The sequence below is a fragment of the Geothrix terrae genome, assembly GCF_022808775.1.
In the GTDB taxonomy this organism is placed as follows: Bacteria; Acidobacteriota; Holophagae; order Holophagales; family Holophagaceae; genus Geothrix; species Geothrix terrae.
Map to the genome: position 1 here is coordinate 69,423 of NZ_JAKZLA010000001.1, position 24,214 is coordinate 93,636.

Annotated in this window: 25 protein-coding genes and 1 tRNA gene; 13 read left to right on the top strand and 13 right to left on the bottom strand. The window is 68.9% G+C overall.

Annotated elements, in window-relative coordinates; all coding sequences use genetic code 11:
* The first annotated feature begins 151 nt into the window (after nucleotides 1–151).
* The 5 genes from MLE42_RS00305 to MLE42_RS00325 are packed head-to-tail and all read left to right on the top strand — an operon-like array spanning nucleotide 152 to nucleotide 5,704.
* Nucleotides 152–1,516, top strand: a complete 1,365-nt coding sequence (locus MLE42_RS00305) for a type I 3-dehydroquinate dehydratase (protein ID WP_243285879.1) — start codon at nucleotides 152–154, stop codon at nucleotides 1,514–1,516.
* Nucleotides 1,517–1,549: 33 nt separating this feature from the next.
* A complete protein-coding gene (locus MLE42_RS00310) occupies nucleotides 1,550–2,803 on the top strand; it encodes a sigma-54-dependent transcriptional regulator (protein WP_243285880.1) in 1,254 nt (417 codons plus the stop codon).
* Nucleotides 2,800–3,783, top strand: coding sequence for an AAA family ATPase (locus MLE42_RS00315; RefSeq protein WP_243285881.1), 984 nt, complete (start codon nucleotides 2,800–2,802; stop codon nucleotides 3,781–3,783). The genes MLE42_RS00310 and MLE42_RS00315 overlap by 4 nt, the downstream gene beginning before the upstream one ends.
* The gene (locus MLE42_RS00320; protein ID WP_243285882.1) at nucleotides 3,780–4,598 is read left to right on the top strand and encodes a helix-turn-helix domain-containing protein; all 819 of its coding nucleotides are present in this window, start codon (nucleotides 3,780–3,782) and stop codon (nucleotides 4,596–4,598) included. The genes MLE42_RS00315 and MLE42_RS00320 overlap by 4 nt, the downstream gene beginning before the upstream one ends.
* The gene (locus tag MLE42_RS00325) at nucleotides 4,595–5,704 is read left to right on the top strand and encodes a hypothetical protein (RefSeq protein WP_243285883.1); all 1,110 of its coding nucleotides are present in this window, start codon (nucleotides 4,595–4,597) and stop codon (nucleotides 5,702–5,704) included. The genes MLE42_RS00320 and MLE42_RS00325 overlap by 4 nt, the downstream gene beginning before the upstream one ends.
* Here the strand turns inward: MLE42_RS00325 and MLE42_RS00330 are convergent.
* The 6 genes from MLE42_RS00330 to MLE42_RS00355 form a co-directional block, all read right to left on the bottom strand.
* Entirely contained in the window at nucleotides 5,701–6,258 is a 558-nt protein-coding gene (locus MLE42_RS00330; RefSeq protein WP_243285884.1) for a peroxiredoxin, read from the bottom strand. The genes MLE42_RS00325 and MLE42_RS00330 overlap by 4 nt on opposite strands.
* Nucleotides 6,259–6,610: 352 nt before the next feature.
* A tRNA-Gly gene (locus tag MLE42_RS00335) sits at nucleotides 6,611–6,685 on the bottom strand.
* Between the two features lie 47 nt (nucleotides 6,686–6,732).
* Complete coding sequence (locus MLE42_RS00340; protein ID WP_243285885.1) at nucleotides 6,733–7,449, bottom strand: ABC transporter ATP-binding protein; 717 nt, start codon at nucleotides 7,447–7,449, stop codon at nucleotides 6,733–6,735.
* Nucleotides 7,450–7,460: 11 nt separating this feature from the next.
* A complete protein-coding gene (locus MLE42_RS00345; protein WP_243285886.1) occupies nucleotides 7,461–9,416 on the bottom strand; it encodes a branched-chain amino acid ABC transporter ATP-binding protein/permease in 1,956 nt (651 codons plus the stop codon).
* 1 nt (nucleotide 9,417) lies between these two features.
* Nucleotides 9,418–10,296 (bottom strand): branched-chain amino acid ABC transporter permease, encoded by an 879-nt coding sequence (locus tag MLE42_RS00350; protein WP_243285887.1) that lies wholly within the window; start codon nucleotides 10,294–10,296, stop codon nucleotides 9,418–9,420.
* A gap of 72 nt (nucleotides 10,297–10,368) precedes the next feature.
* Complete coding sequence (locus MLE42_RS00355; RefSeq protein WP_243285888.1) at nucleotides 10,369–11,643, bottom strand: ABC transporter substrate-binding protein; 1,275 nt, start codon at nucleotides 11,641–11,643, stop codon at nucleotides 10,369–10,371.
* Nucleotides 11,644–11,990: 347 nt separating this feature from the next.
* Between MLE42_RS00355 and MLE42_RS00360 the strand changes: the two genes are divergently transcribed.
* Complete coding sequence (locus tag MLE42_RS00360) at nucleotides 11,991–13,673, top strand: LytS/YhcK type 5TM receptor domain-containing protein (protein WP_243285889.1); 1,683 nt, start codon at nucleotides 11,991–11,993, stop codon at nucleotides 13,671–13,673.
* Entirely contained in the window at nucleotides 13,670–14,383 is a 714-nt protein-coding gene (gene btsR, locus MLE42_RS00365) for a two-component system response regulator BtsR (RefSeq protein WP_243285890.1), read from the top strand. The genes MLE42_RS00360 and btsR overlap by 4 nt, the downstream gene beginning before the upstream one ends.
* Here btsR and lpxK read toward each other — a convergent pair.
* The gene (gene lpxK / locus MLE42_RS00370; protein ID WP_243285891.1) at nucleotides 14,315–15,421 is read right to left on the bottom strand and encodes a tetraacyldisaccharide 4'-kinase; all 1,107 of its coding nucleotides are present in this window, start codon (nucleotides 15,419–15,421) and stop codon (nucleotides 14,315–14,317) included. The genes btsR and lpxK overlap by 69 nt on opposite strands.
* A gap of 63 nt (nucleotides 15,422–15,484) precedes the next feature.
* On the opposite strand from lpxK, the gene MLE42_RS00375 reads away from it, so the two are divergent.
* The 4 genes from MLE42_RS00375 (at nucleotide 15,485) to MLE42_RS00390 (ending at nucleotide 17,562) form a co-directional block, all read left to right on the top strand.
* Nucleotides 15,485–16,021: a GAF domain-containing protein gene (locus MLE42_RS00375; protein WP_243285892.1), complete on the top strand. Its 537-nt coding sequence runs from the start codon at nucleotides 15,485–15,487 to the stop codon at nucleotides 16,019–16,021.
* 24 nt (nucleotides 16,022–16,045) lie between these two features.
* On the top strand, nucleotides 16,046–16,768 hold the full coding sequence (locus tag MLE42_RS00380; RefSeq protein WP_243285893.1) for a cyclic nucleotide-binding domain-containing protein: 723 nt from the start codon (nucleotides 16,046–16,048) through the stop codon (nucleotides 16,766–16,768).
* A gap of 31 nt (nucleotides 16,769–16,799) precedes the next feature.
* Nucleotides 16,800–17,027 (top strand): hypothetical protein, encoded by a 228-nt coding sequence (locus MLE42_RS00385; RefSeq protein WP_243285894.1) that lies wholly within the window; start codon nucleotides 16,800–16,802, stop codon nucleotides 17,025–17,027.
* 85 nt (nucleotides 17,028–17,112) lie between these two features.
* Entirely contained in the window at nucleotides 17,113–17,562 is a 450-nt protein-coding gene (locus MLE42_RS00390; RefSeq protein WP_243285895.1) for a DUF1569 domain-containing protein, read from the top strand.
* Nucleotides 17,563–17,628: 66 nt separating this feature from the next.
* Here MLE42_RS00390 and MLE42_RS00395 read toward each other — a convergent pair whose 3' ends face one another.
* On the bottom strand, nucleotides 17,629–18,600 hold the full coding sequence (locus tag MLE42_RS00395; RefSeq protein ID WP_243285896.1) for an electron transfer flavoprotein subunit alpha/FixB family protein: 972 nt from the start codon (nucleotides 18,598–18,600) through the stop codon (nucleotides 17,629–17,631).
* A 47-nt stretch (nucleotides 18,601–18,647) separates the two neighbouring features.
* A complete protein-coding gene (locus MLE42_RS00400) occupies nucleotides 18,648–19,397 on the bottom strand; it encodes an electron transfer flavoprotein subunit beta/FixA family protein (RefSeq protein WP_243285897.1) in 750 nt (249 codons plus the stop codon).
* Between the two features lie 187 nt (nucleotides 19,398–19,584).
* On the opposite strand from MLE42_RS00400, the gene MLE42_RS15935 reads away from it, so the two are divergent.
* Nucleotides 19,585–20,712 carry a UDP-N-acetylglucosamine--N-acetylmuramyl-(pentapeptide) pyrophosphoryl-undecaprenol N-acetylglucosamine transferase gene (locus tag MLE42_RS15935; RefSeq protein WP_275975624.1) on the top strand — a complete coding sequence of 376 codons (1,128 nt, stop codon included), beginning with the start codon at nucleotides 19,585–19,587 and terminating at the stop codon, nucleotides 20,710–20,712.
* Here the strand turns inward: MLE42_RS15935 and tatC are convergent.
* The 4 genes from tatC to MLE42_RS00430 form a co-directional block, all read right to left on the bottom strand.
* Nucleotides 20,661–21,428, bottom strand: coding sequence for a twin-arginine translocase subunit TatC (tatC, locus tag MLE42_RS00415; RefSeq protein WP_243285898.1), 768 nt, complete (start codon nucleotides 21,426–21,428; stop codon nucleotides 20,661–20,663). The genes MLE42_RS15935 and tatC overlap by 52 nt on opposite strands.
* A 64-nt stretch (nucleotides 21,429–21,492) precedes the next feature.
* Entirely contained in the window at nucleotides 21,493–21,699 is a 207-nt protein-coding gene (locus MLE42_RS00420; RefSeq protein WP_243285899.1) for a twin-arginine translocase TatA/TatE family subunit, read from the bottom strand.
* A gap of 32 nt (nucleotides 21,700–21,731) precedes the next feature.
* A complete protein-coding gene (locus tag MLE42_RS00425; protein WP_243285900.1) occupies nucleotides 21,732–22,079 on the bottom strand; it encodes an AtuA-related protein in 348 nt (115 codons plus the stop codon).
* Nucleotides 22,076–23,464 carry a UDP-glucose dehydrogenase family protein gene (locus MLE42_RS00430; protein ID WP_243285901.1) on the bottom strand — a complete coding sequence of 463 codons (1,389 nt, stop codon included), beginning with the start codon at nucleotides 23,462–23,464 and terminating at the stop codon, nucleotides 22,076–22,078. Before MLE42_RS00430 ends, MLE42_RS00425 begins: the two co-directional genes overlap by 4 nt.
* A 39-nt stretch (nucleotides 23,465–23,503) precedes the next feature.
* Between MLE42_RS00430 and MLE42_RS00435 the strand changes: the two genes are divergently transcribed.
* Nucleotides 23,504–24,199 carry a MotA/TolQ/ExbB proton channel family protein gene (locus MLE42_RS00435; RefSeq protein WP_243285902.1) on the top strand — a complete coding sequence of 232 codons (696 nt, stop codon included), beginning with the start codon at nucleotides 23,504–23,506 and terminating at the stop codon, nucleotides 24,197–24,199.
* The last annotated feature ends 15 nt before the right edge of the window (nucleotides 24,200–24,214 follow it).

A 24,214-nucleotide genomic window follows, 5' to 3' on the forward strand; every position in this document is an offset into this window, starting at 1 on the left:
CGGCGAGCGTAGCAGACCGATCGGTAGTTAATGGTCGCTGTCATCACTTTCTTTAGTTGGTAAACCTTCCCCCGGGGTGGAAGAAGGGCGCCGGGCCCGTCCCGCACCGGCTCCGGGGCAGGCTACGATGACCTGTGAGCGCCTCCCGGTGATGCCCCTCCCCTTCCATCTGGTGACCTTGACCCACGCCACCTGGGACCAGGCCCTTGCCTGCGCCCGCAGCCTGGGTCCGGACGCGCTGCCTGAGCTGAGGCTGGATCTCTTCCCCGAGGCTGAGCCAGGGGAGCTGGTCCGGGCGCTCGGGGGCCGCTGCCTCGCGACCTGCCGGCGGCGATTCGAGGGCGGCCGCTGGCCGGACGAGGACGAGGCGGGACGGATGACCCGCCTGCTGCAGGCCGTGACGGCCAAGCCGGCCTGGGTGGATCTGGAGTGGGACCTGCCGATTCCCGCCGCGCTCCGGGCCGCCCGGCCCGGGGTGGGCCTGTTGCGCTCGGTGCATGTGGCGCCCGGCGTCTTCGATCTGGATCAGCGGCTGGCGGCCCTCCCCGAGGGGGATGCCTTCAAGTGGGTGGGCTGGGCCGGACGCCTCGGAGATGGCGGCCGTCTCAGGCCGGCCCTCGCCCGGACCCGGGACCGCGGGATCACCCTGTCGGCCTTTCTCATGGGGCCCAAAGGCCTCGCCAGCCGGGCCCTGCAGGCTGCCTGGGGCGGCGCCTTCACCTACGCCGCTCCCGACGACGGGCCCGCGGCGGCCCCGGGCCAGCTCCCGCTCGCCACCCTCCGCGCATGGCGCTGCGCGGACCTGCCCCGAGACTGCGGCCTCTGCGGTGTCATCGGAGATCCGGTGCTGCACTCCCGGGGGCCGGCCTTCCACAATCCCCGGTTCCAGGCGGCGGGCCGGAACCTGCTGTATGTCCCGCTCCTGTGCGGGGAGGCCGCCGAGGCCGCGGAGGCCCTGGAGGCCCTCGACATCCTCGGCCTCAGCATCACCGCCCCCCTCAAGCTGTCCCTCCCCCGGGCCCTCGGCCTGGAAGGCCCGCTGAACACGCTGTGGCGCCGGGGACCGGACGGCCCATGGAGCGGCGCCAACACGGACGCCGAGGCGCTTGGACAGGCGCTGTCACATCTCGCCTCCGGACCGGTGCTGCTGCTCGGTGGGGGTGGGGTGGGACGCACGAGCCGCCAGGTTCTGGAGGCTGCCGGCCGGCCCGTGCTGCAGGCCTCCCGCCAGGCGCCGGCCAGTTCCGCGGCGGTGACCGCCTTCGCGCCCGTGGGCGTGGTGCAGGCCACCAGCCTGGGCATGGACCCCGACGATCCCGTCCCGTTCCCCGACCTCCTGGAGGCCTCCCGCCTCAGCGCCCGCTGGGCGGTGGAGTGGATCTACAAGGAGGACACGGCCTTCGGGACCTGGGCCCGCCACGCCGGCCTGGCGCTGGTGTCCGGGGCCTCGCTCTTCGAGGCCCAGGCCGAGGCGCAGAGCCGCCGGTTCATCGCAGACTGCGGCCAAGCTGGCTGAGAGCGGACGGCCGATAGCTGATAGCTTCTACTCATGGACCTGCTGCTGGTCGAGGACAAGGACAGCTTCCGGCGCCTGCTCATCCAGGCCCTGGAGGGTTCGGCCTGGTCCGTGCGGGCGGTGGCGGATCCGCAGGAGGCCCTGCGGGCCCTCGAGGTGGCACCGTCCCATGTCCTGGTGACGGACCTGCGGCTGCCGGGCATGAGCGGGCTGGAGCTGATCCGGCGCGCCCGCCAGCTGCATCCCGCCCTGCGGGTGGTGCTGATGTCCGCCTTCGGGGAACCCCGGGACATCGTGGAGGCCATGCGCCTGGGGGCGGAGGACTTCCTGCCCAAGCCCTTCGACCTGGATGCCTTTCTGGCTCTCCTGGACCGCCTCCGGGCTCTGGTGGGCGCGCCCCCGCCGGACCCCGCGGAGCCCTGGGTCGCCCACAGCGCTGGCATGCAGGCCCTGGACCAGGCCCTGCGAAGGACCGCGGGCACGGCACTGCCGGTGCTCTTCGTGGGGGAACACGGGGCGGGGAAGGGCCGCTGCGCCCGTCGTCTGCACGCCCTCCGCCACCCCGGAGCCCCCTACCTGAGCCTGTCCGCCGCCACCCTCGGGCCAGAGGGCCCGGACCCCAACCTTCTTGAGCTTGTCCAGGGCGGGAGCCTCTACCTGGCGGGGCTGGAGCATCTGGCGCCGGAGGCCGTGGCGCCCCTGGCCCGGGCCATCGATGCGGCTGGCGCCGGGTTCCGCTGGATGGCCGGGTTGGACGAGGGCGCGGGGCTCTCGCCGGAGCTGGCCCAGCGCCTGGGTTCCCTCGAGCTCCGGGTGCCCCCGCTGCGGGAGCGCCGAGAGGATCTCCTGGCCCTGGCCCGGGCACTGCTCGAGCGGACCGCCCGCCTGGAAGGCCGGACCGCGCCATGGCTCGAGCGGACGGCGGAGCGCCAGCTGCTCGGCCATGCCTGGCCGGGGAACGTGCGGGAGCTGGAGGCGTTGCTGGCCCGGGCCCTGGGCCTCTCGGACGGACCCGCCATCCGGGCGTTTCCGGATCTGGAACTGGGTTGCTCGAACATCCTCAGCCTGCCCTGGCCCGAGCCGGGGCCGCTCGAGACCATGCTGCGGGCCGCCTCGCGCGCCGCCGAGGGCCAGCTGCTGCGGCGCGCCCTGGCCGAGGCCCATGGGGACCTGCCGCGGGCGGCGGAGGGGCTCGGGCTCACCCTGCGCAGCCTGGCTCAGCGCTTGCGGGACCATGGCATCCCTCTGGAAGATAGAGACAACCCCGTGCCCCGGAAGGCCCCATGATCCAGGATCCAGCCCAGGCCCCTCCCGTCGTCGCCCCTCCCGCGCGATCACTGGAAGCCGTCCGTCCCGCGGTGAGGGCCGGCCTGGCCGCGCTCCAGGCCGTGGTGGTGGGGAAGGACGCCCAGGTCCGGCGGGCCTTCGCGGCCCTGCTGGCGGGCGGCCACGTGCTGCTGGAGGACCTGCCGGGCGTGGGGAAGACCACGCTGGCCAAGGGCCTTTCGCGCATCCTGGGCGGCAGCTTCCAGCGGGTGCAGGGCACCAACGATCTGCTGCCCTCGGACCTGCTGGGCGTGCATCTGTGGGATGCCAAGGACCAGGCCTTCCGGTTCCAGCCCGGCCCGATCTTCTGCCAGGTGCTGCTTCTGGACGAGCTGAACCGCATCGGCCCCAAGACCCAGAGCGCCATGCTCGAGGCCATGGTGGAAGGCCAGGTGACCCTGGATCGCAGCACCCACCGGCTGCCGGACCCCTTCTTCGTCATCGCCACGCAGAACCCCATGGATCACGCGGGCACCTTCCCCCTGCCGGAGAGCCAACTGGACCGCTTCTCCTGCTCCCTGCACCTGGGCTACCCCAACCGTGAGGCCGAGCGCCGGATCCTCAAGGGCGAGGCGGGCTCGGATCGCCTGGACGCCCTGCGCCCGGCCCTGGACCTGGACGGCTGGCGGCAGGCCCGGGCCGCCGTGCGGACCGTGCGGGTGTCCGACGCGGTGATGGACTATGCGGAGCGGATGGTGGACCGCATCCGGACGGGCGGCGGCTTCTGCTCCACCCGCGCGGTCAAGCACTGGCTGGGCCTGGCCCAGGCCGAAGCCTGGCTGGAGGGGCGCGATTTCATCACGCCGGATGACCTGCAGGCCACCCTGGCGGACACCATGGCCCATCGGGGCAGCCTGGACGACCGGCGCCTCAACCGCGCCGAGCGCCGGGAGCAGCTGGCCCGCCTGCTGAAGGACCTGCCCGTGGGATGGACGGGATGAGAGACGACGAGACCGTAGGCCAGATCCTGCGGGACGCGCGCGTGGCCAAGGGGCTGTCCCGCGAGATCCTGGCGGTGGAGCTGAAGCTGCCCCTGCGCCACATCGAAGCCATCGAATCCGACGACTGGGCCTCCCTGCCGCCGGGACGCCCCCGGCCTCTGGCCCGCCAGCTGGCCGAGCGCCTGGGGGTGGATCTGGATTTCCACACGAGCGCCTTCCAGATCGTGCCCGGGGCCCAGGAACTGCCGGCTCCGGACCCCCGGCAGGAGCGGCTGGAGCGCATCGTCATGGGCCTCCTCACCGTCGCCTCGATCCTGGTGGCGGCCTGGCTGGTGGTGCCTGGTCCCAGCCTCGGCCGGAAGCTGGCCCCCAGCTACCTGACCACCTTGCCCAAGGCCACTTTGCCGCCTCCGCCGCCCCCGTCCACCTCCCCCTATCCCGTGCTGGGCGAGCTCCTGCCCGAGGCCCCCCTCAACGATCAGGGGATCCTGATCAGCCTGCGCGCCATGGACACCTGCGAGGTGCGCCTGGAACCCGTGCCGGAGGCCGGCGGGCAGGTTCAGACCCACACGCTGCGGGTCTCCGAACCCTGGCGGCTGCGCGCGAAGGGCCCCTTCACCCTCAGCCTCGACAACGCGGGCGTGGTCAACGTGGAGGTGGCCGGGGTGCGGATCGCCCACGGCCAGAATGTGGGCGAGGCCTGGTCCGGCCGGTTCGATGCCGAAGGGCATTGGCTGCGCCCGCCCGCCGCACCCGCCCCCCCGCCGGCGGAACCCCAGCCGCCCGATGACCAGGAAGACGGAACCGAGCCATGAGCATGAACCCCATCGTCGAACGCTTCCTTCAGGGCACCCTGCCCGAGACCATGGCCATGGCCCTGGTGGGCGGAAGCCTGCCGGTTCCCACGAAGGACCTCCTCCAGGCCCTGGCCCATGCCGCGATCCAGGAGACCCCCTACACGGCCAGGGCCCTCGAATGCCTCGCCTCCATGCCGGAATCCATGCTCGCGGGAGCCCTCCTGGGTCCTGTGGACCCTCCTGGGCCCCTGCAGCTGGTGCTCTGCCACCGGAAAGAGCCGGCCCTGCTGGAAGAGGCCCTGCTGAATCCATCCCTGTCCGCGGCGATCGTGGAGGCCTCGGTGCCCAGCCTGCCGGGCTCGGTGCTGGAGATCGTGCTGAACAACCAGGTGCTGTGGATGGAGCGGCCGAGGATCCTCGACCTGCTGGAGGAGCACCCCGAGGGCGAGTACGTCATCAAGCGCCGGGTGAACGAGTACCGCTTCGATGTGCTGCGCCTGGTCCCGGAGGAGGTCAAGAAGGAGCGCCTGGAGATCCTCGACGAAGTGCAGGCCGGGCACCTGGACAAGGCCTGGGCCGAGCTGCCCCTGCCGAAGGAGACGTCCAAGGAGGAGGAGGAGGCGGAGATCGAATCCGAGGAAATGGCCGCCGAGCGGCGCCTGCTGGCGCAGAAGCCTCTGGTGGATGACCAGGGCCAGGAGATCGTCCTCACCCTCTCCCAGCGGGTGGCGAGGCTCCGGACCAACCAGAAGATCATGCTCGCCATCAAGGGCGGCAAGGAGGAGCGCACCATCCTCATCCGCGAGGCCAACCGCCTCATCCAGGTGAACGTCATGCGGAACGGCCGCATCACGGAAGGGGAGGTGGCCTACATCGCCCAGATGCGCACCGTGAACGACGAGGTGCTCCGGATCATCGCGGGCAACCGCGAGTGGATGAAGAAGTACACCATCACCAAGGCCCTGGTCCTGAACCCACGCACGCCGCTCCCCCTGGCCATGACCCACTTCAAGCGCCTGCTCGAAAGCGACATGAAGCTGCTCATGAAGGACCGCAACGTGGCCGAGCTCCTCCGCCGCGAAGCCAAGCGGTTCCTGGAGATGAAGTCGCAGGGGAAGGGCTAGGGCGCGGGCTGCTTGCCGGCCTGGGCCTTCCACAGCCGCAGGGCGGCCAGGGCGTTGGCCACGTGCTGGTCGGGCTTGAGGTCCGTGAAGGTGTGGATGATCCGGCCATCCGGGGCGATGACGTAGGATGTGCGATTGGCGAGCTGCGGCTTGGCGGCCAGGACAGCGTCGTAGGCCTTCATGATGGCCTGGTCGGAATCCGACAGCACCGCGAACTTGCCCCGGCACTCGCTCACGGAGAACTTGTTGAGCTTGTCGATGTCGTCATGGGACACGCCGACGACGGTGGCGCCGAGCTGGTGGAACGTGCCCACCGCTTCGGCGAACAAGTGGGCCTCGGTGGTGCAGCCGGGGGTGAAGGCCGCCGGGTAGAAATAGAGGACCACCGGGCCTTTCTGGAGGGCCGCGGCCAGCGAAAAGGATGAAACCTGGCCCCCGAGCGAGGCCTGGGCTTGGAAATCCGGGGCCTTGTCTCCGACCTTCAGGGCCGCGGAGGCCGGAAGGACCGAGACCAGCGAAACCAGGGCCAGGGTGGGCAGCTTCAGCCGGGACATCGGAACCTCCTTTGCTGGTGGATCTTGCGTGGCCTCAGGCCCGGGTGACCTGGACCTACGGATCGTTGGATTCCACAAGGTGAGTGTTGTGACATGGGAAATGGTTCCGGCCGGGGAAGGGAGTCAGCCTGCCAGCGATTCAGCCTCGTTCATACCCACGGGCGATGGGGATTCCTGCGCGCCGCCTGCGGCGCCGCGCAGGCCGCGCGAATCGCTGGCACGCCGCTTGACGCCTGCGGCAGCCCCCCGGGCTGCCTTCGGCTGCGGCTACCTGCCAGCGATTCAGCGATTTCAATCCCCGTCTTTCTCTATCTCCAAAACCGAAGGGGCCCCTCTGGGACCCCTTCGGTTTTGGAGCGGGCGATGGGGATTGAACCCACGACATCAAGCTTGGGAAGCTTGCGTTCTACCACTGAACTACGCCCGCGGCAGGGGTTCATGCTAGCGCAAGGCAGGGCCGGAGGCCAGCCCTGCTCAGCCCAGATAGGCCGCGATGACGCGCTCGTTCCGCCCCAGCTCCTCGGGCGTGCCTTCGACGGCGATGCGGCCGCGCTCCATGACGTAGGCGTAGTCGGCCACCTCGAGGGCGCTCTTCGCGAACTGCTCGACGAGGAGGAGCGTGATGCCCTCCTCCTTCAGGCGGCGGATGGTGCGGAAGACCTCCTGCACGATGACCGGGGCGAGGCCCATGGAGGGCTCGTCCAGCAGCATCACCTTGGGCCGGGCCATGAGGGCGCGGCCGATGGCGAGCATCTGCTGCTCGCCGCCCGAGAGGGTGCCAGAGGCCTGCTTCGCCCGGTCCTTCAGGCGGGGGAAGAGCCCATAGACGCGGTCCAGATCGGCCTGGGCGCCCGACTTGAACCCCAGGAACTTGGGCAGCCGGCCGTAGGCGCCCAGCAGCAGGTTGTCCTCCACCGAGAGGGGGCCGAAGACCTTGCGGCCTTCCGGGGAATGGGCGAGGCCCAGCCGCGCGATGCGGGAGGCGTCGAGTCCCTGCACATCCTTGCCATCGAGCACGACGCGTCCGCGGGAGGGGCGGAGCATCCCGGAGACGGCGCGCATGGTCGTGGTCTTGCCCGCGCCGTTGGCGCCGATGAGCGCCACCACCGCGCCGGGTTTCACGGTGAGGGTGGTGCCCACGAGCACCTCGCTGGCGCCGTAGCCTGCATGAAGGTCATCCACGATGAGCATGCCGGTCTCCTTCACGCGGGCAGGGGTTCGGCGCCGCTGGAAGGCGCGGAATCGCTGGCCTGGCCCAGGTAGGCCTCGATGACTTTGGGATGGCGCTTGACGTCCTCCGGGGCCCCTTCGGCGATGACCTTGCCGCCGTCCAGCACCGTCACCTGGTCGCAGAGCTCGCTCACCACATCCATGTGGTGCTCGATGAGGATGATGGTGACGCCCCGGGCGTGGACCCGCTTGATGATCTCGATCTGCTGGAGGACGTCCGGATGGGAGAGTCCCGCCGCGGGCTCGTCGAGGATCAGCAGGTCTGGCTTGCGGGCCAGGGCCCGCGCGATCTCCAGGAAGCGTTGGGCGCCATAGGTGAGATCCTTCGCCCGGGTGCGCGCCTGGTCCTTGAGGCCGATGAGGTCCAGCAGGGCGAGGGCGTCCGCCTGCGCGCGCCGCTCCTGTGCGCGGGCGAAGCCCAGCAGCACGAGGGGGAGGGGCATCTTGTAGACGTTCTTCAGCGCGACCATCACGTTCTCGATGGCCGTGAGTTCGCTGAAGAGCTGGAGGTTCTGGAAGGTGCGGGCCACGCCGGCCCGGGCCACCCCGGTGAGGCTCCCCTGGGGGAGTGGGGCACCCCGGAGGGTCACGCCGCCCGAGGAGGGTGTGTAGAGACCGGAGATCACGTTCACCACGGTGCTCTTGCCGGAGCCGTTCGGCCCGATGAGGCCGTGGATCGTGCTGGCGCGCACCTGCATGGACAGCCCGTCGACGGCTTTCACGCCGCCGAAGTGCCGCTTGAGGTCCTCCAGGACGAGCAGGGAGCCGTCGCCCTGGGTGCGCTGCGGAAGGACCGCCTCCAGGTCCGAAGGCTCCGGCAGGGGGGAGGGGGGCACGCGGAACAGCTTGGCGAGGAAGATGGCCAGGAAGCCCATCAGGCCCTCGGGCAGGCCCACCACCACGGAGAAGAGCATCAAGGCGAAGATGCCCTTGCGCCAATCTTCGGTGTTCTCCACGAAGAAGCCGCCGATGGCCAGGATGCCCATGGCGACCACGGGCGCGAGAGCCTGGAAGGGGCGGGTGGTCTTCTTGAGCAGGCCCCGCAGGCCCGCCGCCAGGGCCAGGGCGAACCCGGCTCCGCTGAAGATGTGGAAAAGGAGGGCATTGGAGAGCAGGTTCGGCAGCAGGACCACCACCGTGGCCCCCACGAAGGCGCCCCAGAGGCTCTTGCGGCCGCCCAGCACCACGCCCAGCAGGAGGATGATCATCAGCTCGTAGACGAAGCTCTGGGGCTGGAGGTACTGGAAGTTGAAAGCGTACAGCCCCCCCGCGAGCCCGCCAAGGCCGGAGCCCAGCGAGAACGCGGCGACCTTGTGGTAGTAGGTGCCCACGCCCATGGCGTCCGTGGCGATGGGGCTGTCACGCAGCGCCTCGAAGGCTCGGCCCCACTGGGAGGCCAGCAGGTTCCGCATCACCATCCAGACCATGGCCAGCAGGACCAGACACAGCCAGAAGAAGATGGGCGGGGTGAGCGTGAGCCCGAACAGGGGAGGCCGCGTCAGGCTGAGGCCCTGCGCCCCCCCGGTGAGGCTCTCCAGCTCGTTGAGGGCCGTGGTGCTGAGGGCGGCGAAGCTGAGGGTGGCCAGGGCGAACTGGGGTCCTTCGAGGCGCAGGGCGGGCAGCGCGAGGAGGCCGCCCAGGGCCAGGCCCACGGCCGTGGCTGCGGCGAGGGCCGGCACCAGGCCGAGGCCCAGCTTGGTGACGACCAGGCCGGCGGTGTAGGCGCCCAGGCCCAGGAAGGCCACGTGGGCGAGGTTCACCTGGCCCAGGTAGCCGACGGTGACGTCGAGCCCGATGAGCAGGATGCCGTAGATGGCCAGCAGCGTCAGCAGGCCCAGGGCGTAGGGGTTGACCACCATCAGCGGGATGGTGGCGAGGAAGGCGAAGACGAGGAGCTCCGCGCCGCGGAGGAAGAGGATGCGCTTCATCTCATACCTTCCGGATGACGGCCTTGCCGAAGACGCCGGTGGGACGGACGGCCAGCGCGAGGATCAGCAGGGTGAGGCCGGGCGCTTCGCGCCAGCCGCTGCCGAGGTAGAAGCTGGCCAGGCTCTCCAGCGCGCCCAGGGCCATGCCGATGAGCACCACGCCGAAGCCCGAGTCCAGGCCCGCCACCACGGCCACGGAGAAGGCCTTGAGAATGAGGGCGGAGGCCATGGTGGGGCCGACGGTGGTGATGGGGGAGACGAGGATGCCCGCCAGGGCCGCGACGGCGCCCGAAAGTGCGTAGGAGAGCATCACCGTCCGCGTGGCGCTGATACCCATGAGCTCGGCGGCGTCCCGGTCGGCGGAGACGGCCTCGAAGGCCTTGCCCAGCAGGGTGCGGCGCTTGAACAGCTCGATGAGGCCCATGATGGCGAGGACACCCACGGCCACGGAGAGCTCCAACCGCGTGACATCCACTCCGAATACATGGATGGGATCGGCGGAGATGGGGGTGGGGAAGGGGCGGTCGTCGCGCCCCCAGATGTTCTCGGCGGCGGAGAAGAAGAAGAGGCCCAGGATGATCGAGAGCAGGATCCAGCCCTCGCTCTTCTGCTCGAGGGCCAGCCGGACACCGGCCCGCTCCACGACCAGGCCCAGCAAGGCGCCGAAGAGCAGGCCCCCCGGCACCATCAGCCAGTAGGGCAGGCCCAGGTTGGTGAGGGTGAGGCTGAAGAAGGCGGACACCATCACCAGCTCGCCCTGGCCGAAGTTGATGCTCTTGCTGGTGGCGTAGGTGAGCTGGAAGCCGTAGGCGATGAGGGCGTAGACGAGGCCCATGAGGGCGCCGCTGACGGCCATCTGTCCAATGATCGAAGGGTTCATGTCGGGGCCCTCGGTGCGGGGCGGAAAAGGCGGGGGGCCGAAGCCCCCCGGGATGTGGCGGTGGTGGATTGGCTACTTGGTCTTGCCCTTGGCCTTGGCGGCCGGCTTGGCGGCGGGCTTCGCCGGGGTGCCGGCGGCCTCCTTGATGAGGCGGGCCTTGTCCGAGGCATTGCCGAAGACCACGCGGCCGTCCTGCACCATGCCCATCACGACCTGCTCGCGGCGGAAGGCTTCGTGGGTGGTCACGTCTGCGGGATTCCACTTGGTGTAGGGGTGGTTCCAGGTGGCGATGACGCCCTTCACGGGCTCTTTCAGGTCCTCCAGGGCCTCCTTGATCTTGTGGGTGTCCGTGGTGCCAGCCTGCTTCACGGCGGCGGCGAAGATGTAGACCGCGTCGTAGCCCTGGGCGGCGGCCACGGCGGAGGGGATGCGGTCCACCTTGTAGGCCTTGTGGTAGCCGTCGATGAAGGCCTTCGCCTTGGGCGTGATGGGCTCCTCGATGAAGGTCTGGGGCATCAGGGTGCCGTTGCCGTTCTTGCCGGCGTTGTCGATGTAGTTGGACATGGAGAGCGTCCAGCCGCCGATCAGCGGCGCCTTCAAGCCGATCTTGGCCATGCCGTTGGACACGGCGGCCAGCTCGGGGCCGATGGCCCAGATCAGGACGGCCTGGGCGCCGGCGGCCTTGGCGCGGAGCAGCTGGGCGGTCATGTCCTTGTCGCCGATGTTGAACTTCTCCTGGGCCACCACCTGGAGCTTGTTCCCCTGGAGCTTGATCTGGTTCAGCATGTCGTCGCGGCCGGACACGCCGTAGTTGGTGGAATCGAAGATCACGGCCACCTTGGTGAACTTGCGGTTGATGGCCTCCTCGACCACCATGGCGGCCTGGATGCCGTCGTGGGCGGCGAAGCGGAAGATGGAGAGGTCCTTCACGCCGGCCTTGCTCCACTGGGTCATGGAGGCGGAGCCCGCGGCGGGGCAGATGATCTTGGTGACTCCCTTCTCCTGGAGGTGCTTGTCGCCGGCCATGCAGACGCCGGTGTTCACGGTGCCGATGACGCCGGAGAGGTCGCCCATGGCGGCCAGCTCCTGGGCGATGAGGGCGCCGCGCTCGTTCTTGGCCTCGTCATCGCGTTCGATGATCTCGATCTTCATCTTCCTGCCGCCGACCTGGATGCCGCCGGTGGCGTTGATCTCCGCGATGGCCAGCTTGGCGCCGTCCCGCGTGGAGGTGCCCATGGGGGCGGAGCCGCCGGTGAAGGGGCCCGTGATGGCGAGCTTGACGGTGTCCCCGGCGTGGAGGCCGAAGGCTGCCAAGAGAAGGGATCCATAGAGGGTCTGCCTGAGCATGGGGGTCTCCTAGGAAGCAGGTTGTGGGGAATTGGGACGGATTATGGCAGGTTGCGCCGGGGGGTGGGGTCCCAGACGGCCTGCGGTGGCGCCTTGATTTCCGCAGGGCCGGGAGGCCGGTCGCGCAGGGTTGGCGCGCGGGGCTGGAAGGGGTGATCTGCCACCCATGTTCGTACGGTCCCCAGGACGGGAAGGGCGGAAAATCGGTCCACCGGTTCCAGGAGGTTCCCGTCCGGTTGGAAACCGGTCCGGAGCGGTCGGAACGGCATGCCGAACGCGATCCGCGGGCGGCTCTGGGGCGGCGGGAACCCGGTATCGTAGGGGACACCCACAGGAAAGGGGGGACCGTGAAGCTGCTGTTTTCCCTCATCCAGGTGGCGTCTTTTTTCTTGTTCGTGGCTTACGCCTACTGCAACTCACCCATGTTCCGGATGCGCCGCCTGGAAACCGCCTCGCGCCGGGACCTGGCCGTCATGTACCTCTTCTTCTCGGTGATCTCCATCGGGGGAACTTACCTCGGCCTCCCGGTGCATGGGGCCCTGGCCAATACCCGCGCCATCGGGCCCGTCCTGGCCGGGCTCGTGGGGGGGCCGTACCTGGGGCTGGCGGTGGGGCTCACGGGGGGCCTGCACCGGTACTTCTACGGGGGGTTCACGGCCCTCGCCTGCGGGGTGTCCACCACGGTGGAGGGCCTGGTGGGTGGGATCGTCCACACCTACCTGGCGCGGCGGTACGGGGCGGAACGCCCCCTCAGCCCCCTGACGGCCCTGGTCACGATGATGGTGGCGGAATCCCTGCAGATGATCATCATCCTGCTGGTGGCCCGGCCCTTCCCGGACGCCCTCCAGCTCGTGGAGGCCATCGCCTTCCCCATGATCGCCGCCAATTCGCTGGGGGCCGCGATCTTCATGAGCATCCTCCGGGACCGCCGCGATCTCTACGACCAGGTGGGGGCCGCCTCGACGGCCCGGGCCCTGCGCATCGCGGGGCGGACCCTGGGGCCGCTGGCCAAGGGGTTCACGCCCGACGTGGCCCCGGAGCTCGCGAAGATCATCCTGGAGGAGACGGGGGTCGGAGCCGTGGCCATCACGGACACCCAGACCGTGCTCGCCTTCGTCGGCCTCGGATCTGATCACCACAAGCCGGGCATGACCCTCGCGCCCGAGTGCCACCGTGCCATCCTCCAGCGGGATGTCCAGTTCATGGACGGCGCGCACGAGGCTTATCACTGCGGATATTCGGACCAGTGCCCCCTGGGCTCGGTGCTGGTGATCCCGCTGCAGGTGGACGGCGAGGTGATCGGGACCATCAAGCTCTTCGAGCCCGCCAGCAAGCGCTTCCTGAGCATCAACCGCACCCTGGGCGAAGGGCTCGCGCAGCTCCTGGCCACGCAGCTGCTCCGGGCGCGCTACGAGGAGCAGAAGAACCTGCTGGTGCTGGCGGAGCTGAAGCTCGCCCACGCCCAGATCAATCCCCACTTCCTGTTCAACTCGCTGACCACCATCCAGGCCATCATGCGGCGCGACGCGAACCGGGCCCGGGAGCTGCTGAACCACCTCTCCACCTTCTTCCGCATGAACCTCAAGCGCAGCCCCGAGTTCTCCACCCTGGAGGAGGAGCTCACCCACGTGAACGCCTACCTGGAGATCGAGAAGGCCCGCTTCCAGGAGCGGCTGACCGTGGCGATCGACGTGGATCCCACCCTGCTCCAGGTGAAGCTGCCCACCTTCACCCTCCAGCCCCTCCTGGAGAACGCCATCAAGCACGGCATCGCCGACAAGCTGGAGCCCGGTGCGGCGCGCATCCATGCCTTCTGGGAGGATGGCGCCGCCCGGATCGACGTGGAGGACGACGCGGGCACCTATTTCGAGCGCAAGGAGCGCGGGAAGGATGGGCTCGGGCTCGGGATCGTGGAGAAGCGCATCCGGAACCTCCTGAAGGGGGGATCCGGCCTGACCGTGACCTGCGACCCTCACGTGCGGACCTGCGTGTCGATCCGCATCCCCGCGGAGGAGGCCCGGGCATCATGATGCGGACCTTGATCGTCGATGACGAGATGCACGTGCGGGAGGAGCTGGAGACGCTGCTCTCCGAGACCGGGGAATACCTGGTGCTGGGGACCTGCTCCAACGCGATCCAGGCCCTGCGCGCGGTGAAGGCCATGCGGCCCGAGGTGATGTTCCTGGACATCCACATGCCCAAGGTGGACGGCTTCCAGTTCCTGGGGATGCTCGATCCGGAGGTGATGCCCCTGGTGGTGTTCGTGACGGCCTATGACGAGTACGCCCTCAAGGCCTTCGAGGAGAGCGCCCTCGACTACCTGCTCAAGCCCGTCCAGGCGGACCGGCTCGCCCGCACCACCGAGAAGCTGAAGCGGTTCCTCCGGGAGGGGGGCCGGCCGGCCTACGACAGCCCTTCCATCGAGCGGATCCCCTGTATTTCGGGACACGGCATCAAGCTCGTCGACGTGGCGGAGATCGAGTTCGTGCGCTCCAGCGGAAGCGGCGTCCACCTGGTGACCGAGAAGGGCGAGTTCCTCACGGAACTCACCCTGGCGGTCCTGGAGGCCAAGGTGCCCTCCCTGGCCCGGTGCCACAAGCAGGTGCTGGTGAACCTCCGCCAGATCGATGAGATCCTCCGCCAGGACGCTTCGTCCCTCATCCGGACCCGGTCAGGGAAGCTCGTGCCCGTCAGCCGCCGCTTCCTGCCCCAGCTCAAGGAGCGGCTGCTGATCCGCTGAGGTCGATGGGGCGGCCAGGCCGGCCAGGACCCAGGCCAACAGGGGCTCCCCGCCAGCCACGTGCTGCTCCGCCACGTACAGGGGAAGCTCCAGCGCGGAGCGATGCCCCGGGCCCAGCTTGACCGCGTCCTTCTCCGTGCAGACGAGCCAGGCCGCGCCGGCTTCCCGCGCCTTGGCCTGGAGCCAGGCCAGTCCGCTGGGTGAGGGGCCCTGGTGGTCCGGATAGCTGTGGGTTCCGGCCCAGGGCTGGCCGGCCACCAGCAGGTCGGCGTAGAAGGCTTCCGGGTGGCCGAGGCCGCACCAGGCGAATGCGGGCCCGAGACCCGGAAGGGGAAGGGGGCTGTGGTCGTCCGTGCCCCACCGGCGCAGCGCCCCCAGGGTGAAATCCACCCAGAAGAGGGGACCGCCGCTGCCGTGGTGGGCCCACCAGGCCTCGACCATCGCGCGATCCTTCACCCGGGCGGCCCTCGTGATCACCAGCGCATGGGCCCGGCGGGCGCTGTCCACGGGTTCCCGCAGATCGCCCAGGGGCAGCATCCGCCCGTTTCCCCAGAGCCTCACGCCATCGAGCACCAGCACGTCCAGGTCCCGGTGGAGGGCGCGGTGCTGGAAGCCGTCGTCCAGCAGCAGGCAGCGCAGGCCCGGGCGCTGGGCCAGGGCCCGGAGGGCGGCCGCATGCCGCTTCCGCCCCACCACCATCCGTTCAGGGCCCAGGCGCCGGGCCATGAGCAGGGGCTCGTCTCCGGTCTGACGGGGGTTGGAATCCGCCTCCACGCTCATGGGGTCGATGTCCCGCCGCCCACCATAGCCCCGGGACAGCACGGCGTTGGTCCACCCGGCGGCCTCCAGACCTTCGGCCAGGAACAGGGTGAGGGGTGTCTTCCCGGTCCCCCCGGCGCTGAGGTTGCCGATGGACACCACCGGGACGGGGACGCGGGAGATCCGCTCGGGATGGGCGTCGAAGCTGCGGTTCCGGGCGCGCACGACGATCCCGTACAAGGGGGACAGCGGGGCGGCCAGATGACGCAGAATGGACATGGATCAGAGTGTCCAACAAAACCCCCACGGGGTCACGCAAGGGACCAGGGTAGCGGAGGAGAGATGAGCGAGGGGATCCTGCTGGAGCCGGTGACGCGAGGCACGCTGCTGCCTGAATCCGCGCGGGTGGAGCGCCTCCGGACGGCCGTTCCGCAGATCCTGGCGGCCCTGGAGGGCGAGACGGACGAGGTGGCCGTCCAGGCGACCCTGGCCTGCCTCCTCTGGGAGACGCTGCCCCAGGCCAACTGGTGCGGGTTCTACCGCCGCGTGGCCGACCGGATGCTGGCGGTCGGTCCCTATCAGGGCGGCATGGGTTGCCTCCGCATCTCGTTTGAACGGGGTGTGTGCGGGGCCTGCGCGCGGACGGGCGCCACCCAGCTCGTGCCCGACGTCCATGCCTTTCCCGGCCACATCGCCTGCGATGACGCGACCCGCTCAGAGCTCGTGATACCCATCACGGTCAGCGGCCGCCTCCGGGCCGTTCTTGACCTGGATTCACCCCACACCGGGGGTTTTTCGGCGGCCGAGGCCCGGATCCTCGAAGACCTGATGGCCCGGGTCTTCTCGGAGGCGGTTCACCCATCGCCTGGCATGGGTTAACCTAAGGCACTCCCCGGGATCTGCATGGCTGAACCCAGCTTCATCGATCAAAGCAAGCTGCGCTTCCGCGAAGGCGAGGTCATCTTCCGCAAGGGGGAGATGGCCCAGCAGATGTATATCATCCTCGCGGGCCGGGTCCGGCTTTACGTCTCAGAGGAGCCGAAGGGCGAATGGACGGAAGAGCTGTCCAAGGGGGACTTCTTCGGAGAGGGAAGCCTGCTGGAGGCCCTGCCGCGTCAGCACACGGCCCTGGCGCTCGAGGATTCGGATCTCATCGCCATCAACCGCGGCACCTTCATGCGCATGATCCGTCAGAACCCCGAAGTGTCCGTGAAGATGATGCAGCGCCTCGCGCAGCGGCACCGGGAGCTGGGCGAGCGGGTGGAAGAACTGGATGCCAGCCGCCCGGCCAAGGCCGCGGGCACTCCCGTGGCGAACCTGGTGTCCGTGCTCAGCGGCAAGCCCCATCCCATCCTGGCCCACGGCTCGCTCATCGGCCGTTTCGACCCCACCACGGGCGTGCATCCCGACATCGACCTGACCGAAGAGGACCACAACCTCAGCGTGTCCCGGCGCCATGCCCGCATCCTCTGCGAACACGGCCGCTACTTCCTGCTGGAGGAGCCGGGCGTGGCGAACGGCACCTTCGTGCGGGGGGAGCGCATCCAGCCCGGCGAGCCCCGGGAGCTCAAGCACGGGGACCGCGTGGGCTTCGGCATGGTGGTGCTCTTCTTCGAAAAGAGCTAACTTTCCACCGGACGGAGCGCGGGAGGTGGCCATGGGTACGGACCTGCACGTCGAATTGTGGCGGGATGAGCACGGCGTCATCCGGGAGCTGGTGCAGTTCGGCCTGGACGAGATCGGCGGCGCCTGCGTCATCCGGGAGCGGAACAGCCTGGACGCCTTGGACGGCGACGTGAACGAGGGTGACATGGTCGTCGCCCGGTTCGGCGACCCCGAGGACGCCCGGGACTTCCTGCGCGATGAGGGGTTTGAACCGATCTAGCTTTTTACTCACTCCAGAACATCCCCCGGCGTCGCCGGGCGATGTCCTGGAGCGATGAACGGCATTCTGAGAAAGGAAAACGACGATGAATTCCCTGTTCAACCCCGCCGACCGGGATGCCTTGGCCCGGCGGTTCGCGGAGCTGGAGCCGGGTGCCCAGCGTCAGTGGGGGAAGATGGATCCCGCCCAGATGATGAAGCACTGCTCCCTCGCCCTGGGCGATCCCCTGGGTGACCGCCAGGTGAAGCAGCTCCTCCTCGGAAAGCTGATCACGCCCTTCATCCGGAGCCAGGTCTTCGGAGAGAAGCCCTTCCGCCGCAACTCCCCCACCGACCCCATCTATGTGGTGTCCAGCCCCCAGGACTTCGAGACCGAGCGCACCCGGCTGGCCACGCTCATCGACCGCGTCGTCCAGCGCGGCACCGCGAAGACCGAAGGCAGGATCCACCCCTTCTTCGGACGGCTCAGCGGCGACCAGTGGGGGTGCCTGATCTACAAGCACTTCGACCACCATTTGAGGCAGTTCGGGGTTTGAATCCTTTCTTATCTGCAGAATCGCCCGGCATTCGCCGGGCGATTCTGCAGATGGGAACGGCGCTGGTCAGTTCTGGCCGATGCCCATGGCCTTGGCGGCCTTGGTGAGCTCAGGGACGACCTCGAACAGGTCCCCCACGATCCCGTAGTTCGCCAGCTTGAAGATGGGCGCCTCGGGATCCTTGTTGATGGCGACGATGAACTTCGAGCCGCTCATGCCGGCGATGTGCTGGATGGCGCCGCTGATGCCGCAGGCGATGTAGAGGGTCGGGCTCACGACCTTGCCGGTCTGGCCCACCTGCATGCTGTGGGGCAGGCCCCAGCCGGCGTCCACGGCCGCGCGGGAGGCGCCGACCACGCCACCGAGGGCGTCCGCCAACTCCTCCAGGATCTTGAAGTTGGCGCCGTCCTTCATGCCGCGGCCGCCGCTGACGATGACATTGGCTTCGCTGAGGTCCACCTTGCCGCCGGCCTTGGCGAGGATCTCCTTCACCACGGACTTGAAGTCCCCGGCGGGGGCCGCCAGCGTCTCCACGGCGCCAGCGCCAGCCTTCTCGGCAGCGGGGAACACGTTGGGACGGGTGGTGGCCGTCTGCACGGCGCTGGAGAAGGTGGTGGTGGCGAAGGCTTTGCCGGCGTAGACCGGGCGCACGGCCTGGAGCTTGCCGTCCGCCATGGAGAGGCCGGTGACGTCGGAGGCATAGCCGGCGCCCAGGCGCGCGGCGGCGCGGGGCAGCACGTCCTTGCCCACCGCGGTGGCGGCGGCGAGCAGCACCGTGGCGCCCTTGGCCTTCACGGCGTCCGCCAGCAGCTGCGCGAAGGCGTCACTGGAATAGGAGGCCAGGGTGGCGCCTTCGGCGGTGAGGATCACGTCTGCGCCGAACTTGGCGGCTTCGGCGGCCCCGGCACAGGAGGCGCCAGCGAACAGGGCGCCGACCTTCTTGCCGGACGCGTCAGCCAGGCGGCGGCCTTCGCTGAGGGCCTCGGCGCTGGGCTTGCGGATCTGGCCGTCCTTCAGTTCACAGAACACGAGAATCATGGATGTCGTCCTTTCGAATATCGGATCAGTCAGCGGAGGAGGACCGGCTAGAAGACCTTGGCTTCATCCTTGAGGGCCTGGAGCAGCGCCTGGGCCTGCTGGGCGGCGTCGCCCTGCAGCAGGCGGCCGGCGGGGCGCTCGGGGGGCAGGGCCAGGGCGCTCACCTGCGCGCCGGCGGTGACGGCGGCGGCATCCAGCTCCTCGATGGTCTTCTTCTTGGCCGCCATGATGCCCTTGAGGCTGGCATAGCGGGGCTCATTGAGGCCCTTCTGGGCGGTGATCACGGCGGGCAGGGCGCCCTCGACGATCTCCGAGCCGCCTTCGATCTCGCGCTCGGCCTTGAAGGTGCCTTCGCCGAGCTCGAGCTTCACGATGACGTTGGCCTGGGCGATGCCGAGCAGCTCCGCGAGCATGGGGCCCATGGCCGCGTTGTCGCCTCCCAGGCCCTTGTTGCCGCAGAGGATCAAGTCGAAGCCCTTGTCCTTGGCATAGGCGGCGATCATCTGGGCCACGGCGAAGGCATCACCCTGGCCGTCGCCCTTCAGCAGCACGGCGCTGTCGGCGCCCAGCGCCAGGGCGTTCTTCAGCACGTCCTTGGCGGTGTCGCCTCCCACGGAGAGCGCCACCACTTCGGCGCCCTTGCCCTCCTTCAGACGAATGGCCTCCTCCAGCGCGTACTCGTCGTAGGGGCTGGTGATCCACTTGACGTCCGCAGGATCGAGGGACTTGCCATCCGCGGCGACTTTGATCTTGGTCTCAGTATCGGGGACCTGTTTGAGGGCGACGAGGATCTTCATGGGCGCTCCCTGATGCGTCATGGATAAGCCGGTGGGGACCGGCGGAAAAATGGATTCTAGCGCGGCGTGACCTTCCACTTTACCGGCCTTTGAGGATCTTTGTGCCTGGAATCACGTGTCTGTCTCCAGGTAAGTTGCGCTTGCCTTTGGGTAGGAACGGGGCGCCTTCCGGTATGGTGGTCGGATCATGAGCGATCGCATGCCGAGCTTCGATGGAGCCCTCGTCCTCACCGGTGGGGGGACGGGGGGGCATTTCTTCCCAGCCATGGCCTTGGCGGAAGGCGCACACCGCCGATGGCCGCAGCGGGCCATCGCCTTCGTGGGGGCCCGCCGGGGTATCGAGGCCCGGGAGCTGCCGGCCAGCCCCTGGCCGCACTTGCTGCTTGATGTGGAGGGGTTCTTGGGCCGGTCGCCCCTGCGCGCCGCGAGATCCGCCTGGAAGCTCTGGCGCGCCACGGCCCACCTGAAGGCCCTGTGGCGCTCCGCCCGGCCGTGGGCGGTGATCGGCACCGGCGGCTACGGCGCGGCTCCGGCCCTGCTCGCCGCGCGGGCCTTGGGCATCCCCTACTTCCTGCATGAGAGCAACGCCGCGCCGGGCGCCCTGGTGAAGCTCCTCGCCCCGAAGGCCCGGCGGGTCTGGTGCGGCCTCGAAGGCGTGCATTCCCTGCTGCCCGGGGCGGACTGTCGGGTGGTGGGCACGCCGGTGAGGGAGGCTTTCCTGCGGGACTTCCGGGCGGCATCGGCGCTGGAGCCGCCCTTCCGGCTGCTGGTCCTGGGAGGGAGCGGCGGGGCGCGGGCCCTCAATGAAGCGCTGCTGGAGATCGCGCCTTCACTGCTGGAGGAGGCCACCGGGTGGGAGGTGCTCCATCAGGCCGGCCCCGCCGAGTTCGAGCGGCTGAAGGACCGCCCGCGCCATCCGCGCCATGCGCTGGTCCCCTTCATCCACCGCATGGACGAGGCCATGGAGGCGGCCAGCCTCGTCCTGAGCCGGTCCGGGGCCAGCACCTGCGCCGAGCTGAAGGCCGCGGGGCGGGGGGCGATCCTGGTGCCCCTGCCGACCAGCGCCAATGATCACCAGCGGATGAACGCTTTGGCCCTGGCCTCGGAGGGCCGCGCCATCGTGGTCGAGCAGGGCCCTGAGTTCCCGGCGCGGCTCGGCGCGTCCCTCGCGCTCCGCATGACCGACGCGGAGGCGCGGAGGCACCTGTCCGCTCCGCCTGAACCCAACCAGGCCGTGGACCTCAGCCTGGACGACCTGGGGGCCTACTTCGCGCGGGGCTCCGCGGCCCAGGCCACCAGCACGGAGATGAAGTAGAGGCCCAGCAGGACGACGCTGAAGAAGATGGTGGTCACCACCACGTCGCCCGGCGTGAAGAACGCGCTGAAGATGAGGATCGCGATGGTGGCGTGGCGCCAGTACTTCAGCATGAGCCGCGCGGTCACGATGCGGAACTTCGCCAGGAAGAAGAACAGGACCGGCAGCTCGAACATCACGCCCGTGATGAGCGTGGTGGAGATGAACAGGTCCAGGTAGTCCGAGGCGTGCAGGTTGGCGCGCAGGCCCGCCTGGGCGGCCTCCTGGAAGAGGATGTCCCCCAGGAACTTGAAGGCCTGGAAGTAGGCGAAAGCGGAGCCGGCCAGGAAACAGGCCGAGGTGACGAAGACGAAGGGGATGACGAGGCGGCGTTCCTTGGGCAGCAGACCCGGTCGGATGAAGGCCCAGAGCTGGTAGAAGAGGAAGGGGGCGCAGAACACGGCCGCGGCCCATAGCGAGAGCCGCATCATGCTGAAGAAGGGCTCGGTGAGGTCCGTGAAGGCGAAGGGGTCCAGGCTTCCGACGGGCTTGCCTGTCTGGCGCGCCATGGCTTCGAGGAAGGGCTTCTGCGCCCAGGCCCAGAGCTTGAAGCGGTAGGCATAGGTGATGGCGAAGCCCACGGCCACGATGCCGAGGGATCTGACGATCCGCACCCGCAGTTCCTGCAGGTGCTCCCAGAAGCTCATCTTGTCGGGCGGCGTGGCCGGAAGCGCCATGGTCCTCAACGGGGAGAAAAGGCCGGTCTCCCCAGGGAGACCGGCCGGTGGAGGGCCTGGAGGCCTACTGCTTGTCCTTGTCGGAGGAAGAGGAGGCCGGCGGGGTGGTGACGTCCTCCTTCACGGAATCCGTCAGCTCGCGGCTGGCCTTCTTGAATTCCTGGATGCCCTTGCCGAGGCTCTTGCCCAGTTCCGGCAGGCGGGAGGGGCCGAAGAAGATCAGCAGCGCGATGCCGATCAGCAGGATTTCCATCATTCCGAGATTGCCCATGTTGTTGCTCCTTGGCAGGGTGGGAATGCCCTTCAGGGTTTGAGATCCGCCAGCGTCAGGCCGGCCGGAAGGTCCAGTTCCATTCTAAGCAGGGCCTGCCCGTGGGTCTTGCCCTGAGCATCGGTTTTCACGCTTTCGCTGCCGCCCCCGCCCAGGGAGTCGTGCAGGATGAAGTTGAGGGCCTTGAGGTTAGGGACCTCGAAACGTTCAACACTACCTTTGCATATGGTTGAAAAGTGATGCTTGACACACTCGGGCGTAAGTTCTTGTTGTAACAGGCTATAGCCGGTCTCCGTGTAGGCGATGACGCCCACGTTGGAACCGTCCCCCTTGTCGCCGCTCCGGGCGTGGGCGATGTCCTCAAGGCGGATGAGGGTCATTTGACCTCCACGGAACGGCGTCCCAGGGAATGGTACGTCCAGCCCTTGGCCTCCATGGCCTCCGGCCGGAAGAGGTTGCGGCCGTCGAACATGCAGCGTGACTTGAGGGCCTTGGCGACGACCTCGAGGTCGGCCGCCTTGTAATCCGCCCACTCGGTGGCGATGAGCAGGGCGTCCGCGCCCTCGCAGGCCGCCAGCGGGGTCTCTGCGTAGCGGACCTTGTCGCCGACCTTCGCCTTCACGGCCTCCATGGCGGCGAAGTCATGCACCACCACGTCCGCTCCGAGGTTCACCAGGCCGTCGATGAGCTCCAGGGCCATGCTCTCCCGAATGTCATCGGTGTTGGCCTTGAAGGCCAGGCCCCACAGGGCGAAGCGCTTGCCCTTCAGAGGAGCGGGCACGCCCGGCTTCACCCCGAAGTGGGCTTTCACCTTCCGGAGGAGCACCTGCTTCTGATGCCGGTTGGCCTCCACCGTGGTGGCCAGGGTCATCATGGGATGGCCGTGCTCGCGCCCCACCTTCAGGAGCGCCTGCAGATCCTTGGGGAAGCAGGAACCACCGAAGCCGGGTCCCGGGTTGAGGAAGGCGGGGCCGATGCGGTGGTCCGCGCCGATGGCGGTCTTCACGTGGTCGATGTCCGCGCCCACGCACTCGGCCAGGTTGGCGATCTCGTTGATGAAGCTGATGCGCAGGGCCAGCATGGCGTTGGCGGCATACTTGGTGAGCTCGGCGCTGGGGGGATCCATGCGGAACCACTTGCCGCCGCTGCGATCCAGGAAGGACTGGTAGAGCCCCTTCATCACCTTCTCGGCGTGGTCCGTGTGGCAGCCCACCACCACGCGGTCCGGCTCCAGGAAGTCGCCGATGGCCGAGCCTTCGCGGAGGAACTCGGGGTTGCTCACGACTTCGAAGGCGCGATCTGTATGGGATGCGATTTCCGCGTGGACCCGCGCCGCCGTGCCCACCGGCACCGTGCTCTTGTCCACCACGATGAGGGGGGCGGCGTCCTTGGCGCGCAGGGTCATGGCTCCACCGATCTGGCCCGCCACGGCCAGCACATACTTCATGTCCGCGCTGCCGTCCTCGCTCTGGGGGGTGCCGACGCAGATGAAGGCCGCGGCGGCCTCCGCGATGCCCTCTTTGAGGTCAGTGGTGAACCGCAGAGCGCCTGACGCGAGATGCCTCCGGAGCAGATCATCCAGGCCCGGCTCGAAGATGGGGGATTCGCCCCGGCTGAGCGCGGCGACCTTGGCGGCATCCACATCCACGCCGAGGACGCGGTGCCCCGCCTCGGCGAAACAGGCGGCGGCCACCAGCCCCACGTATCCCGACCCGATGACCAGCACCTGCATGGCGTCCTCGCGCAAAGCATCCAGTGTAGCCACATCCCCGCTTGCTATCATTTCCCGGACGGAGGCAGCAGCATGGCGATCCTGGCGGCACCCACGGGCAATGAAGTCAACCTGCTGGAGGTCATGCTCCATGCGGGCCCCGTCGCCAAGTCGGTGTTGACGATCCTCTTCACCTTCTCGCTCCTGAGCTGGGTCGTGATCATCCGCAAGGCGCTGCTCTACCGCCGCAGCCGCGAGGTGTCCGAGCGCTTCCGCGGCGCCTTCAAGCGGGCCACGGACTGGCGCGACCTCAAGCAGCAGGTGGAGCGGTTCGCCATGAGTCCCCTGGTGGGCCTGTTCGTGGCGGGCTACGGCGAAGTCACCTACCAGCTCCGCCAGGTCGGGCCCGACGGCCGGCCCCAGCTCCGCAGCATGGAGGCGGTGGAGCGCAGCCTCCAGCGCGCCAGCGTGGTGGAGATGGGCCGGCTGGAGCGCTCCCTGGGCGGCCTGGCGACGGTGGCGGCCGTGAGCCCCTTCATCGGCCTCTTCGGCACGGTGTGGGGCATCATCGATGCCTTCCGCGGCATTGGCGCCACGGGCAATGCGAACCTCGCCACCGTGGCTCCCGGCATCTCCGAAGCCCTGGTGGCCACGGCCATCGGTCTGGTGGCGGCCATCCCCGCGCTCATGGCCTACAACTTCTTCCAGGGCCAGCTGAAGCAGTTCCAGACCGAGCTCGATGACTTCTCCCTGGAGTTCATCAGCCTCTCGGAACGGAACTTCACCTGAGACGCCCACGCCTGC